Origin of the sequence: Streptococcus pseudopneumoniae, from assembly GCF_038148955.1 — a bacterium.
In the GTDB taxonomy this organism is placed as follows: Bacteria; Bacillota; Bacilli; order Lactobacillales; family Streptococcaceae; genus Streptococcus; species Streptococcus pseudopneumoniae_T.
Map to the genome: position 1 here is coordinate 20,094 of NZ_JBBJZY010000011.1, position 14,618 is coordinate 34,711.

Consider the following 14,618-nt stretch of genomic DNA (forward strand, 5'->3'; position numbering starts at 1 on the left):
CTGTTTTTGATGGGGGAAACTAAAGTGTAATGCTGTTGCTTTTAGAGATTTTCATAAATAAGAGCAAGGAACCTACTGTTAGAATAGTCAAGATAGTTGACAAGGCTGCGGCTACACCATAATTCCCTCTGAGAACCTCTGTATAAATGGCTACAGTCATTGTTCTTGTTTTGACATTGTAGAGGAGGATAGAAGTAGAGAGTTCTGAAATCATTGTGACCCAAGATAGGATGGCTCCAGAAATAATACCAGATAGCATCATTGGAGTTGTAATCTTGGCAAAGGTATTGAGACGACTACTTCCTAAGCTTTCCGCGGCTTCTTCAATACTTGGGGCTATTTGTTGCAAACTAGCAACAGATGAGCGAATAGTATAAGGCAATCTTCTGACAGATAGGGACATAATCAAGATGAAAGCAGTTCCTGTAATCATAAGAAATCCACTTCCAAATAGACCAGTATTGAAGGAAGAAATGAAGGCAATCCCTAGAACGGTTCCTGGTACAATATAAGGGACCATACTGAGGCTGTCAATTAAGTTTGTAAACAAATTCCGTTTTCTAACGGCTAGGTAGGAGATAAATGTTGCAAATAGGACAACTAGAACTAAGGCAATCAAAGGGATACGAATGGTATTGAAAATAGCAGATCCCATACGATTGAAAGCTACCTTGTAACTGTTTAGAGAATAACCTTTAACAAATACCATACCTGATGTTTTTAGGAAAGAAGTATAAATCAAGTAGACTTGAGGTAGAACAGAGAACAAGATAATTCCGTAGACTGTTGCATAAATGGCAGCTATTTTTCCTTTTGTAGTTTTTTTAGGCTCGATTGGATGGAGCGAATTCATACTGAAACTGTAGCGGTTTGAAATGTATTTTTGGATAAGGAAAATTGCCAAGGCAATGATAATCGCCATAATGGCTAAAGCAGATGCAAAAGCAGAATTTCCTCCAACCTCGCTAATAAATTGAGTATAAATCAAGACGGGGAAAGTCCGATATCCTTCACCAATCAACATAGGGGTTCCAAAGTCTGAGAATGCTCTCATAAATACAAGTAGGGCAGCAGCTAGTAAGGTTGGAACTAAGAGAGGTAAAACAACCGTTACGATACGCTTAAATCCGAAGGACCCCATACTTTCAGCGGCTTCAAGTAGAGAATTGTCAATACTCTTCATTGTCCCAGCAACGTATAGAAATACCAGTGGGAATAGTTGCAGTGTAAAGACAAGTACAATTCCTTTGAATCCATAAATATCGATAGCTGGAAGATGAAGGGTATTTGTCAGGAATTTAGTAATGACCCCATTTCGTCCCAGCAAGAGAATCCAGGAGTAGGCTCCCACGAAAGGAGCTGACATGGAAGCAATGATAATCAATATTTGTAGAAATTTCTTTCCCTTGAAATCATACATGGAAAAGAGATAAGCTAATAAGGTTCCTACGACCAAGGAGGTGACAGTAGCGGTAATGGAAACCTTGAAACTATTGACGAGTGTCTCAGAGTAGTAGGCTTTACTAAAGAAAGTGACAAAATTAGCTAGTGAAACTTGTCCTTCATGTATGAGTGCTTGCTTGAGCACGGTAACGATAGGATAAACGAGAAAGACAAGATAGGTAAGAAAGATGAAGAAAGAGGAGGCTGTCCAAATATTTAGTTTTTTACGTTCCATGGTTGACTCCTTTTATCAGGTTTTGGGAACCATCTGCAGAAAAGACGTTTAATTTTTGAGTATTGATTCGTAGACGAATACGATCGCCTTTTTGTAGATCTTCTTCAAAAGTTGATTCTTCGCTAACTTGAATTTTTGAGGCAAAGCCTGTTTCAATGAAATACTCCGTATTTAGTCCAAGATAGACGCTATCACTAATAGTTCCTTCAATATCTCCAGATTCATCTTTGATAAACTCTTCTGGACGAATGCTTACATGAATAGCTTGTTCCTCAGCCTGATCAAGAGCTGGCATTCGAAGAGCATAGCCATCTGAAAAGACGATATAAGCGCCGTCGCTTCGTTTTTCAAGATTGGCAGGGATAATATTTGTGCGTCCGATAAAGGTTGCTACAAACTCATTAGCTGGTTTATGATAGAGTTCTTTTGGTCGGCCGATTTGTTGAATCACCCCATCTTTCATAACAGCAATTTGGTCTGAAATAGCCATAGCTTCTTCTTGGTCGTGGGTTACATAAACAGTTGTAATTCCTACTTCGTGTTGGATTTCTCGAATGGCTTGACGCATATCCAAGCGAAGTTTGGCATCCAGGTTACTAAGGGGCTCGTCCATGAGGAGAACACTTGGATTAACCGCTAAAGCACGTGCCAAGGCGACACGTTGTTGTTGTCCACCACTGAGTTTATCGGGCTTCCGATCCGCATATTGAGCAATTTGCATGAGTTCAAGATACTTGTTGGTCTGTTGAATCAATTCTTCTTTTGGAACCTTCTTTTGCTTAAGACCAAAAGCAACATTGTCTCGGACAGTCAAATGTGGGAAAATAGCGTAGTTTTGGAAAACCATGCCAATATTGCGTTTGCTGGGTTCCATATTATTGATTTTTGTATCATCGAAGTAAAATTCTCCGCCTTCGATACTGTTGAAACCTGCAATCATACGAAGAAGAGTCGTTTTCCCACAACCTGAAGGCCCAAGAAGGGTAAAGAGACTTCCTTTTGGAATTGTAATGTTCAAATTCTCAATAACAGGGACATCGTGGTAGATTTTTTTGGCGTTAATAATTTTGATCTCACTCATAGTGAACCTCTTTTACTGTTTAGATTGGATATCTGTAAAGACTTCGTTGTATTTCTTAACGATATCTGATTTATTCTTGATGACATAATCATAATCTTCAGTGAGTGTTTTGATTTTGTCAATTGGTTTCATGTTTTCGCTTGTTTTAGCATTTTTACGAACAGGACGATTAGTAGTGGTTGTACCAAGTGTATCTTGTACTTCTTGAGAGATAATAAAATCGATAAATTTCTTGGCATTTTCCATATTTTTAGCTTTTTTAACGATAGCAGCACTAGCAGGTAGGAAGACGGTTCCTTCTTTTGGATAGACTACCTTGATATTAGCTCCGTCATTTAAGAGTTTAACTGCTGGATCTTCATAAGAGAGACCGACAGCCATTTCTCCGTCAGCGACTGCTTTATAGACACCAGATGAGCTTGAACCGATTTTACCATCAATAAGTGTGAAGAGATCTTTTACATAAGACCAAGCTTTATCGTCTTTGTAACCACCTTGAGCTTGTAGCATATTTGTTAATTGAGCAAAGGCGCTAGAAGAGTTTGCTGGGTCAGCAGTTGCGATTTTTCCTTTTAGTTCAGGTTTGAGAAGGTCGCTATATCCTTCGATGTTCATGCCTTTCGTTAAATCAGGATTGACGATTAAAACACTACCATCTAGTGTATAAGGTGTAGAGTAGCCAGTTGTGTTTTGATATTCTTTGATAACATTATCATTTTCTTTTGAAGTATAGTTTTCAAAGAGTTCTCCGTGGGTAGCATATTGTGTATAAGAACCACCAAAGATGACATCAGCTACAGGAGCTTCTTTTTCTGACTCTAGTTTTTTGAAAAGTTCTCCAGTACCAGCTTGAATCAGTTCTACTTTGATACCATATTTTTCTTCAAAGGCAGGAATAGTTGCTCCGATTAAGCCCTCTGAGTTTGGTGAATAAACGACTAGCGAACCGCCGTCTCCTTTATCAGATGAACCGCCATCGGCAGATTCATTAGAAGAACAAGCAGCAAGACCAAAAAGAGCTAGTCCGCAAGCAGCATAATACATCCATTTCTTTTTCATGATGGATACCTCCGTTGTGTTATTTAAGTTTATTTTAAAACAATGTAAGCGTTTTTAAAACCGATAATTCTATTCTATTAGAGTAAAATTCTCTACAAAAAGAAGAATAGCTTATTTTACTATTCTTCCGAGTGATTTCAATTCCTTTGGGGAAATATGGAGATACTTTTTAAATACTTTGGCAAAATATTTATAGTCTGAAAATCCAACTTGGTCAGAAATGTCGCTTAGAGGGGAGTTGGGAGATTCAGCCATCTTATCTATAGCTTGTTTCAGGCGATATTGTAAGATATATTCATTTAGCGTCATGGGGAAGTCTTCTTTGATAACTTTATATAGATAGCTTTCGCTATAGCTTAAAGCTTCAGCAATAGTCGCAATCGTAAAATGCTCTGCATAATGCTTGTGGACAAAGGAAATAATTTGTTGAATGATTTGGTTTTGTGTATCAACCTGTTGGATAGAGGTGAGTAAAGTTTGATATTCTTCTAAAAAAGGAGTTTCTTGATAGGTGCTACCTTGTAATCGCAAAACAATGTTTTGAAGACATTCTGTCAATTCCTTGGTATCAATTGGCTTGGATAAGAAATCAACTGCTCCATATTGCATGGCTTTTTTGGCATTTTGAAAATCGTTATAACCTGATAAGATAACTTTTTCATAGGAAAGGGTACGAGTGGCTTCGAACATCATAAAAGCATCCATAATTGGCATTGTGATGTCTGTTAAGACAATATGAGGTTCTTTTTCTTGGATGAGTTTCATTCCCTCTTGACCGTGACTGGCAGTTCCTACGACTTGGATACCCAAGGCAGAGTAGTCTACGGCAATCTCTAGCCATTTTCGGATGAGGTGTTCGTCTTCTACGATAATGAGTTTAAACATGAGTTAGTCCTTTCGTTATAAATTTGACCCAAGTTTCTCCTTGGCGATTGACTCCTAAATCTAGCTGGACATCAGAAAAGAAATTGCTCAATCGTTTGTAGCTGTTCACGATGCCATGCTGGGTATGAGGGCTTTCTAAAGAGTCTAAAATAGCGAGTCGCTCTTGTTTTGTGAGCCCTCCGGCATTATCCTTGACTAAAAAAGTCAGAGAATCTGCTTCCAAGGTAATTTGGATATCAATATGAAGATCAATACGGTATTGCATCCCATATTTTATAGCATTTTCTACTAGAGGAAGTAAGAAAAGTTTAGGAATAGGCTGATTATCGACAGTTTCTGGGCAGACAATATCATAGGAAAAGTGCTCGAAACGAATCTTATGAATCATCAGGTAATCCTCTATGATCTTTAAATCTTGGCAAATGGTTGTTTCTTTTTCTAAATCCGTGATACTGTAGCGAAGAATGCGCGTGAGATTTTGAATTAGGTCTTGTGTGAGATTTGCATCCATTAAAGAAGTGATTTTAATCGTCTCAAGTGTATTGTAGAGAAAATGAGGATTGAACTGAGCTTCCAGCATTTTTCTTTCAAAAATCCACTTTTCTTTTTCTATGGTCAACATTTTTTGATGAAGTTGATCTAGTTCGTACAACATATTGTTGATTTTTTCTGCCATAAACTCAAACTCATCACCTGTTTGTAGAGAAAGCCTTTTTTCTGCTTGTTTAGGAATTTCTTGAAGTTGGTAAACCAAACTTTCAATAGGAACAGCATTGTGTGTGGCAATCTTATGAGCAATTCGTCTTGCTTGCCAGAAGTAGAGGAAGAATATACACAAGGTGAGAATGGAGGCTAGACCAAGTAAGCTAGGAATGGGAAAGAAGGATTGAAAAGTATAGATTGAAAAAATAGCACCGACTTTTTCTTTTTGAACAATAAGCGGTTCATTCGCATACCAGTGGGTGCGAGAGTGTAGGAGTTTTTCATCCAATTTTTCAAGAGTGGAACGAGTAAACTGATTTGTATTGTTGGAAAACATATTTCCAAAGCTATCGGTAATGATGTATTTGGAATTGATCATTGGGAAGCTGGAGATGAAATCATTCTCATTTACGAAAGCAATAGTATAGGCCTTAACTCGTTGGTTTTGAATTAGTGGCTTTATAAAGAGTGTATAATGTCTCTTATCTGAAGAGAGTGCAATTTTTTCTGTCACTTTTTCTTGAGAAGGATTTTGAATGAGCAGTTTTAGATAGTAGGGAGATAAAATACTTTCTTGATGATTTCGATTGGTACTAAATAGTAATTCACCTGTATCGTTTAGAATAATGAGGTCAGAACTAAGCTTCAATCTAGCTTTTGTCTCGTAAAATAAGCTAAAGACTTCTCTCTCTGTGTGTTTGCCCTCCAAAAATCCAGGAATCATTTTATGGTTCATAGTAGTCAGGAGCTCATTATTGGCTTCTTTCATCTCTTGAACCTGTTTGACAATCTGTCTCGTATCTTTGGAGAGTTGTTGCTTTTGTAAAAAATAGGAAAAACCAAAAAGTAAAATGAGTAGTAAAAGAGAGGTCATAAAGGCTGCGATAGAGCTTCTATGGAGAATTTCTTTTTGGAGAGATTTTTTAAAGGAATGAGACATCTGCTACCTCCTTGGAAGGGTTTTCTGTTATAAGTATAGCAGTTTAAAAATTTTAGAGCAAGGTAAAATAGAAAAGGTTTGGCTAAAATTTTTTAGCTAAACCTTTTGAAATGTTAAGTATGTATTATAGATGCTTGTTGTCTGCAAATAGCTAAAGCATTTCAAGGAAATAAACTAGAAATAACAATTAATATGATGGTTCAGAAATACCTTTTGATAATCAATAAGATCTTCGGGATGAAGTGCGTTGACTCCATCCATTTCATATTTCCGATTTAATAAACGATATTTGTTTTCACCAAATTGATGAAAAGGGAGTAGTTGAACTTGGTCGATATTTAATGAGTTAAATAGAGTAGCGAATTCTTCTGCATCCTCTAAACTATTGTTAAAATCAGGAATAACCGGGATTCTTAAAACGATAGTTTTATGTTGAGAAAAAGCATAATGAATGTTTTTAATAATCATTTGATTAAAAACCCCAGTCACTTTTTTATGTTTTATAGAATTATAATGTTTTAGGTCTGTGTAGATAAAATCCACATATTGGATTAAATCAACAAATTTTTCATGATCAACAAAGGCAGTGGTTTCAATGGCAGTGTGTATGTGATGTTCTTTAGCTGACTTTAAGATGGCTTTAGCAAATTCAAACTGAGCAAATATTTCACCTCCTGATAAAGTTAAACCTCCACCGGATTCTTCGTAAAATTCTTTATCTTTTAATACCTCTGTAATAATTTCTTCTACAGTTTTTTCTTCACCTACTAAAGTGAATTTCTCTCGTTGAGCATCTTTCATTTTTTCAGGTTTCATTCTTTGAGATTCAGGATTAGAACACCATGGACAGCGCAGAGGACATCCTTTTAAAAAAACAGTTGTACGAATACCCGGACCGTCATGAATTGAAAAGTGTTGAATATTAAAAATAATTCCTTTAGATATTTCCATAAGAGTTCCTCCTCTTTATAATTCTATCCTATCACAAAAACGAAAGAAAAACAATTACGAACGAAAGTTTAATTTGTTGTTTTTTGCTTTTTATTTTGGTAGAATAAAACGGAGGTGTAAAATGAAAAGATTGGAACAAATTATTAAATTAGTATCAGAATATGAAAAGATTGATGTTAATACATTATCGGAAAAATTAAATGTATCGAAAGTAACGATTAGAAAAGATTTAGATAAATTAGAGTCAAAAGGCTTATTACACAGAGAGCATGGATATGCTGTGTTAAATAGTGGAGATGACTTAAATGTACGCTTGTCAATTAATTATGAAATTAAGAGAAAAATTGTTCAAGAAGCAGTAAAATTGGTATCAGATAATGAAACAATAATGATAGAATCTGGTTCAACCTGTGCTTTACTTGCTGAGGAAATTTGCAAGCAAAAAAGAAATGTCACTATTGTAACAAATTCATTTTTTATAGCAAATTTTGTAAGAGGTTATGATTCATGTCGTGTTATTGTTCTTGGTGGAGAGTTTCAGAAAGATTCACAGGTTACCGTAGGACCTTTATTAAAAGAAATGATACAGACTTTTCATGTGCGTCAAGCTTTTGTTGGGACAGATGGCTACGATAAAGAGATGGGCTTTACAGGAAAAGATTTAATGCGCAGTGAGGTAGTTCAATATATTTCAGCAGCGTCGGATAAAGTCATTGTGCTAACTGACTCAAGTAAATTTGATAAAAGGGGTACAGTAAGAAGATTTGCTTTAAGTCAAGTCTATGAAGTAATAACAGACGAAAAACTTTCTAAACAAAATATAGCTACATTAGAAAATGCTGGGATAATGGTTAAGGTAGTTTCGTAAGAGGTTAAGTGTATGAATCAAGATAGGAATAAACTGCTCTCTAAAATTGCTTATCTGTATTATATTGAAAACTTAAATCAGTCACAAATAGCGGCAAAATTAGGAATTTATAGAACCTCTATTAGTAGAATGTTAACAGAAGCAAGGAATGCAGGAATTGTTAAAATTGAAATAGAGAATTTTGATACCAATATGTTTAAGTTGGAAAATTATGTAAAAGAAAAATATGGTCTGGAAAGTTTAGAAATTATTCCAAATGAATTTGATGATAATCCAACAATTTTATCTGAAAGAATTTCTCAAGTTGCAGCAGGTGTCCTTAGGAATTTAATTGATGATAATATGAAAATTGGTTTTTCTTGGGGGAAAAGTTTAAGTAATTTAGTAGATCTAATCCACAGCAAAAGTGTCCGAAATGTTCACTTCTATCCTCTAGCAGGTGGTCCTAGTCACATACACGCTAAATACCATGTGAATACACTAATTTATGAAATGTCTAGAAAATTTCATGGAGAGTGTACATTTATGAATGCAACAATTGTGCAAGAAAATAAATTGTTAGCAGATGGTATTTTGCAATCAAGATATTTTGAAGATTTGAAAAATAGTTGGAAAGATTTAGATATAGCTGTGGTTGGGATTGGTGATTTTAGTAATAAAGGAAAACATCAATGGTTAGACATGCTTACAGAGGATGACTTTAAAGAATTGACAAAAGTTAAAACTGTAGGGGAAATTTGTTGTCGATTCTTTGATTCAAAAGGTAAAGAAGTTTATGAGAACTTACAGGAAAGAACGATAGCCATCTCTTTGGAAGATTTAAAAAATATTCCTCAAAGTTTAGCTGTTGCTTACGGTGATACGAAAGTATCTGCGATTCTTTCTGTCTTGCGTGCTAATCTAGTAAATCATTTGATTACAGATAAAAATACAATTTTAAAAGTTTTGGAAGAAGATGGGGATCTGACTTTTCGAAATATTTTATGCGAGTGAAAATGATAGACTGATTCAGTTTATCGTTTTTCTTTTTAGTTAATTGCACATTTGTGCTTATATAAATAAAAATTGTTTATTTGTTGATTTTTGGATTGACAAGTTTCTTATGTAGTTGTATTCTATAGTTACAAAAGAAAATTTTAAAATTTCAAATGAAAAAAGCTTTTTACATAGTGAAATGAGGAGGAATTTATGGAAATTATTGTTCCAGATCAAATTATCATGGGTTTAATTTTATATGCTGGCGATGCGAAACAACATATTTATAAAGCATTAGATTACATAAAAAACGGTACATGTGAACGATGTGAAGAAGAAGTCCAGTTAGCTGATGCAGCCTTATTAGAAGCCCATAATCTACAAACAAAATTCTTGGCACAGGAAGCGTCTGGTACAAAGACAGAAATTACAGCTCTCTTTGTTCATTCACAAGATCATCTCATGACTAGTATGACGGAGATTAATTTAATCAAAGAAATTATTAGTTTGAGAAAAGAACTTCATAAAAAATAATACTAGAGTATTAACATAGAGGAGGAAAATATAATGGTGAAGATTGGTTTGTTTTGTGCAGCAGGATTTTCTACTGGTATGCTTGTAAATAATATGAAAATTGCAGCGCAATCTAGTGGAGTTGAGGCAGAAATAGAGGCGTTTTCTCAGTCTAAATTAGCGGATTATGCCCCAAATATAGATGTTGCACTGTTGGGGCCTCAAGTTGCTTATACATTAGATAAATCAAAAGAAATTTGTGATAAGTGTGATGTTCCGATAGCTGTTATTCCGATGATGGACTATGGTATGTTAGATGGGAAAAAAGTATTAGATTTGGCCCTATCTTTGATTAGTGGGTAAGAAAAGGAGATTTATTATGGCAAAGATGGATGTTCAAAAAATCATTGCACCTATGATGAAGTTTGTGAATATGCGTGGTATTATAGCTCTAAAAGATGGTATGTTAGCAATTTTGCCATTGACAGTAGTTGGGAGTTTGTTCTTAATTATGGGGCAATTACCCTTTGAAGGATTGAATCAAAGTATTGCTAGTGTATTTGGGGCAGACTGGACAGAGCCTTTTATGCAAGTCTATTCAGGAACTTTTGCTATTATGGGTCTAATTTCTTGTTTTTCAATTGCCTATTCTTATGCTAAGAATAGCGGAGTAGAGGCATTGCCAGCTGGGGTTCTTTCTGTATCTGCATTCTTTATTTTGCTAAGATCATCTTATATCCCTAAACAAGGTGAGGCGATTGGGGACGCTATTAGTAAAGTTTGGTTTGGAGGTCAAGGAATTATCGGTGCTATCATTATAGGTTTGGTAGTAGGAAGTATTTATACCTTCTTTATAAAGAGAAAAATTGTTATTAAGATGCCAGAACAAGTTCCACAAGCTATTGCCAAACAGTTTGAAGCAATGATTCCAGCATTTGTAATTTTCTTATCTTCTATGATTGTATATATTTTAGCGAAGTCATTGACTAATGGCGGAACATTTATTGAAATGATTTATTCTGTTATTCAAGTTCCATTGCAAGGTTTAACTGGATCTTTGTATGGTGCAATTGGAATTGCATTCTTTATATCATTTTTGTGGTGGTTTGGTGTTCATGGACAATCGGTAGTAAATGGAGTAGTGACAGCTCTGCTTTTATCTAATCTTGATGCTAATAAAGCTATGTTAGCCTCTGGTAATCTATCATTAGAAAATGGTGCACATATTGTTACTCAACAATTTTTAGATTCATTTTTAATTCTATCTGGTTCAGGGATTACGTTTGGACTTGTAGTTGCGATGCTTTTTGCATCAAAATCGAAACAGTACCAAGCGTTAGGGAAAGTAGCAGCTTTTCCAGCAATATTTAACGTAAATGAGCCAGTTGTATTTGGATTTCCGATTGTCATGAATCCAGTTATGTTTGTACCTTTCATTCTTGTTCCTGTACTTGCAGCTGTTATAGTATATGGAGCTATTGCAACAGGTTTCATGCAGCCATTTTCAGGAGTTACATTACCTTGGAGTACCCCAGCTATTCTATCAGGATTTATGGTTGGTGGATGGCAAGGTGTTGTGACTCAGTTATTAGTATTGGCGATGTCTACAGTGGTTTACTTTCCATTCTTTAAGATACAAGATCGTTTAGCTTACCAAAATGAAATCAAACAATCTTAGAGGCATTTGTGTGTTACTGTTAAACTCACACATTTGTGCTAAAAATTAGGGAGTTAAAGTTTTTCTAGTTAAAAGCTTGAAATTTTCTAAAAAACCAGGTATTATATTTTCGAAAGAAACAAAAATATTTTCGAAAGAAAGGTGCTTACGATGGTAAATACAGAAGTAGCAAGAACAACAATCAAGACAGAATATTTTGGCAGCCTTACTGAAAGGATGAACAAATATCGAGAAGATGTTTTAAATAAAAAACCTTATATTGATGCTGAGAGAGCAGTTTTAGCAACACGCGCTTATGATCGATATAAGGAACAACCTAATGTCCTAAAACGCGCCTATATGCTGAAAGAAATTTTGGAAAATATGACTATCTATATCGAAGAAGAATCTATGATTGCGGGAAATCAAGCTTCTTCCAATAAAGATGCTCCTATTTTTCCAGAATATACGCTAGAATTTGTTCTCAATGAGTTGGATCTTTTTGAAAAGCGTGATGGAGATGTTTTCTATATTACAGAAGAAACAAAAGAACAACTTAGAAGTATTGCTCCGTTTTGGGAAAATAATAATTTACGTGCTAGAGCTGGTGCCTTGTTACCTGAAGAAGTGTCTGTTTATATGGAAACAGGATTCTTCGGTATGGAAGGTAAGATGAATTCTGGAGATGCTCACTTAGCAGTTAACTATCAGAAGCTGTTGCAATTTGGTTTAAGAGGTTTTGAAGAGCGGGCTCGTAAAGCGAAAGCAGCTCTAGATTTAACAGATCCAGCAAGTATTGATAAATATCATTTTTATGACTCTATATTTATCGTAATCGATGCTATTAAAGTATATGCAAATCGCTTTGTTGATCTTGCTAAAAGTTTAGCCGAAAATGCAAATCCTAAACGTAAGAAAGAATTACTTGAGATTGCAGATATTTGCTCTCGAGTCCCATATGAACCGGCAACTACTTTTGCAGAAGCTATTCAATCAGTCTGGTTTATTCAATGTATTTTACAAATTGAATCTAATGGTCACTCTCTTTCATACGGCCGTTTTGATCAATATATGTATCCATATATGAAGGCTGATTTAGAAAGTGGTAAAGAAACAGAAGATAGCATTGTTGAACGTCTGACAAATCTTTGGATTAAGACAATTACAATTAATAAGGTTCGCAGTCAAGCACATACATTTTCTTCAGCAGGAAGTCCTTTATATCAAAATGTTACAATTGGTGGACAGACTCGAGATAAGAAGGATGCTGTTAACCCATTATCTTATTTGGTATTAAAATCAGTTGCACAAACTCATCTACCGCAACCTAATCTAACTGTACGTTACCATGCAGGTTTAGATGCTCGTTTCATGAATGAGTGTATTGAGGTGATGAAACTTGGTTTTGGTATGCCTGCATTTAATAATGATGAGATTATTATTCCTTCTTTTATTGCAAAAGGAGTAATGGAAGATGATGCTTATGACTACAGTGCCATTGGATGTGTTGAAACGGCAGTTCCAGGAAAATGGGGATATCGTTGCACAGGTATGAGTTATATGAACTTCCCTAAGGTTCTACTTATCACGATGAATGATGGAATTGATCCGGCTTCGGGTAAACGGTTTGCACCAAGCTTTGGTCATTTTAAGGATATGAAGAACTTTTCTGAATTAGAAAATGCTTGGGATAAAACACTAAGATATTTGACACGAATGAGTGTTATTGTTGAAAATTCTATTGATTTATCATTGGAACGAGAAGTTCCTGATATTCTATGTTCAGCATTGACTGATGATTGTATTGGTCGTGGAAAACACCTTAAAGAAGGTGGAGCAGTATATGATTATATATCAGGTTTGCAAGTTGGAATTGCAAATTTGTCGGATTCATTAGCTGCAATTAAAAAATTGGTATTTGAGGAAGAACGTATAAGCCCAAGTCAGCTTTGGCATGCATTGGAAACAGATTATGCCGGAGAAGAAGGTAAGGTCATTCAAGAAATGTTGATTCATGATGCACCTAAGTACGGTAATGATGATGATTATGCTGACAAATTGGTTACTGCTGCTTATGACATTTATGTTGATGAAATTGCTAAATATCCTAATACACGTTATGGAAGAGGACCTATTGGCGGAATTCGTTATTCAGGAACATCTTCTATCTCAGCCAACGTAGGTCAGGGACGTGGAACATTAGCAACTCCAGATGGACGCAACGCGGGTACACCGTTAGCAGAGGGTTGTTCACCATCACATAATATGGATCAACACGGCCCTACATCTGTTTTAAAATCTGTTTCAAAATTACCAACAGATGAAATCGTAGGTGGGGTTCTCTTAAATCAGAAAGTAAATCCTCAAACGTTAGCCAAAGAAGAAGATAAATTAAAACTAATTGCTTTGTTACGAACATTCTTTAATCGTTTACATGGGTACCATATTCAATACAATGTTGTTTCCAGAGAGACGTTGATTGACGCTCAGAAACATCCTGAAAAACACAGAGATTTAATTGTTCGTGTTGCAGGATACTCTGCATTCTTCAATGTTCTTTCTAAGGCAACCCAAGATGATATTATAGGACGTACTGAGCATACTTTGTAAAATAAAGAGGTTCTTTTTATGGAATTTATGCTTGACACATTAAATTTAGATGAGATTAAAAAGTGGTCTGAAATTTTACCGCTAGCTGGGGTAACTTCAAATCCCACTATTGCCAAAAGAGAGGGTTCTATTAATTTTTTTGAACGAATCAAAGATGTAAGAGAATTGATTGGCTCTGCACCCTCTATTCATGTTCAGGTGATTTCTCAAGATTTTGAAGGCATCTTAAAGGATGCTCATGAAATTCGGAGACAAGCAGGAGATGATATATTTATCAAAGTACCTGTTACTCCGGCTGGATTACGTGCAATAAAGGTGCTAAAAAAAGAGGGCTACCATATCACTGCAACAGCTATTTATACAGTTATTCAGGGATTATTAGCTATCGAAGCAGGAGCGGATTACCTAGCTCCATATTATAATAGAATGGAAAATCTGAACATTGATTCAAATTCTGTCATTCGTCAATTAGCTCTTGCTATTGATAGACAGAACTCTCCTAGTAAGATTTTAGCTGCATCCTTTAAAAATGTAGCACAAGTAAATAATGCTTTAGCTGCAGGTGCGCATGCTGTTACAGCAGGAGCAGATGTTTTTGAATCAGCTTTCGCCATGCCATCTATCCAAAAGGCGGTTGATGATTTTTCTGACGACTGGTTTGTTACTCAACATAGTCGTTCCATTTAGGTAGAAAGGAAA

The 14,618-nt window shown here is 35.5% G+C and carries 13 protein-coding genes; 7 read left to right on the plus strand and 6 right to left on the minus strand.

Annotated features, from left to right (window positions below):
* Positions 1–19: 19 nt before the first annotated feature.
* From WKI23_RS05325 to WKI23_RS05350, 6 genes are all read right to left on the minus strand, one after another.
* The gene (locus tag WKI23_RS05325; protein WP_368079184.1) at positions 20–1,678 is read right to left on the minus strand and encodes an iron ABC transporter permease; all 1,659 of its coding nucleotides are present in this window, start codon (positions 1,676–1,678) and stop codon (positions 20–22) included.
* Complete coding sequence (locus WKI23_RS05330; RefSeq protein WP_001289693.1) at positions 1,668–2,759, minus strand: ABC transporter ATP-binding protein; 1,092 nt, start codon at positions 2,757–2,759, stop codon at positions 1,668–1,670. The genes WKI23_RS05325 and WKI23_RS05330 overlap by 11 nt, the downstream gene beginning before the upstream one ends.
* A gap of 12 nt (positions 2,760–2,771) precedes the next feature.
* The gene (locus WKI23_RS05335; RefSeq protein ID WP_000731166.1) at positions 2,772–3,818 is read right to left on the minus strand and encodes an ABC transporter substrate-binding protein; all 1,047 of its coding nucleotides are present in this window, start codon (positions 3,816–3,818) and stop codon (positions 2,772–2,774) included.
* A 111-nt stretch (positions 3,819–3,929) separates the two neighbouring features.
* Positions 3,930–4,703 (minus strand): response regulator transcription factor, encoded by a 774-nt coding sequence (locus WKI23_RS05340; RefSeq protein ID WP_173253140.1) that lies wholly within the window; start codon positions 4,701–4,703, stop codon positions 3,930–3,932.
* Positions 4,696–6,345, minus strand: a complete 1,650-nt coding sequence (locus tag WKI23_RS05345) for a sensor histidine kinase (RefSeq protein ID WP_368079185.1) — start codon at positions 6,343–6,345, stop codon at positions 4,696–4,698. Before WKI23_RS05345 ends, WKI23_RS05340 begins: the two co-directional genes overlap by 8 nt.
* A gap of 174 nt (positions 6,346–6,519) precedes the next feature.
* Positions 6,520–7,296 (minus strand): glycyl-radical enzyme activating protein, encoded by a 777-nt coding sequence (locus WKI23_RS05350; RefSeq protein WP_000406173.1) that lies wholly within the window; start codon positions 7,294–7,296, stop codon positions 6,520–6,522.
* 121 nt (positions 7,297–7,417) lie between these two features.
* On the opposite strand from WKI23_RS05350, the gene WKI23_RS05355 reads away from it, so the two are divergent.
* From WKI23_RS05355 to WKI23_RS05385, 7 genes are all read left to right on the plus strand, one after another.
* Positions 7,418–8,164 carry a DeoR/GlpR family DNA-binding transcription regulator gene (locus WKI23_RS05355; RefSeq protein ID WP_000824973.1) on the plus strand — a complete coding sequence of 249 codons (747 nt, stop codon included), beginning with the start codon at positions 7,418–7,420 and terminating at the stop codon, positions 8,162–8,164.
* 12 nt (positions 8,165–8,176) lie between these two features.
* The gene (locus WKI23_RS05360) at positions 8,177–9,157 is read left to right on the plus strand and encodes a sugar-binding transcriptional regulator (RefSeq protein ID WP_368079186.1); all 981 of its coding nucleotides are present in this window, start codon (positions 8,177–8,179) and stop codon (positions 9,155–9,157) included.
* Positions 9,158–9,352: 195 nt separating this feature from the next.
* Positions 9,353–9,673, plus strand: coding sequence for a PTS lactose/cellobiose transporter subunit IIA (locus WKI23_RS05365; protein ID WP_368079187.1), 321 nt, complete (start codon positions 9,353–9,355; stop codon positions 9,671–9,673).
* A 33-nt stretch (positions 9,674–9,706) separates the two neighbouring features.
* Positions 9,707–10,015 (plus strand): PTS sugar transporter subunit IIB, encoded by a 309-nt coding sequence (locus WKI23_RS05370; protein ID WP_000238721.1) that lies wholly within the window; start codon positions 9,707–9,709, stop codon positions 10,013–10,015.
* Between the two features lie 16 nt (positions 10,016–10,031).
* Positions 10,032–11,330 (plus strand): PTS sugar transporter subunit IIC, encoded by a 1,299-nt coding sequence (locus tag WKI23_RS05375; RefSeq protein WP_368079188.1) that lies wholly within the window; start codon positions 10,032–10,034, stop codon positions 11,328–11,330.
* A gap of 150 nt (positions 11,331–11,480) precedes the next feature.
* The gene (locus WKI23_RS05380) at positions 11,481–13,919 is read left to right on the plus strand and encodes a glycyl radical protein (RefSeq protein ID WP_368079189.1); all 2,439 of its coding nucleotides are present in this window, start codon (positions 11,481–11,483) and stop codon (positions 13,917–13,919) included.
* Positions 13,920–13,937: 18 nt separating this feature from the next.
* Entirely contained in the window at positions 13,938–14,606 is a 669-nt protein-coding gene (locus WKI23_RS05385; RefSeq protein ID WP_164226680.1) for a fructose-6-phosphate aldolase, read from the plus strand.
* Positions 14,607–14,618 lie beyond the last annotated feature (12 nt).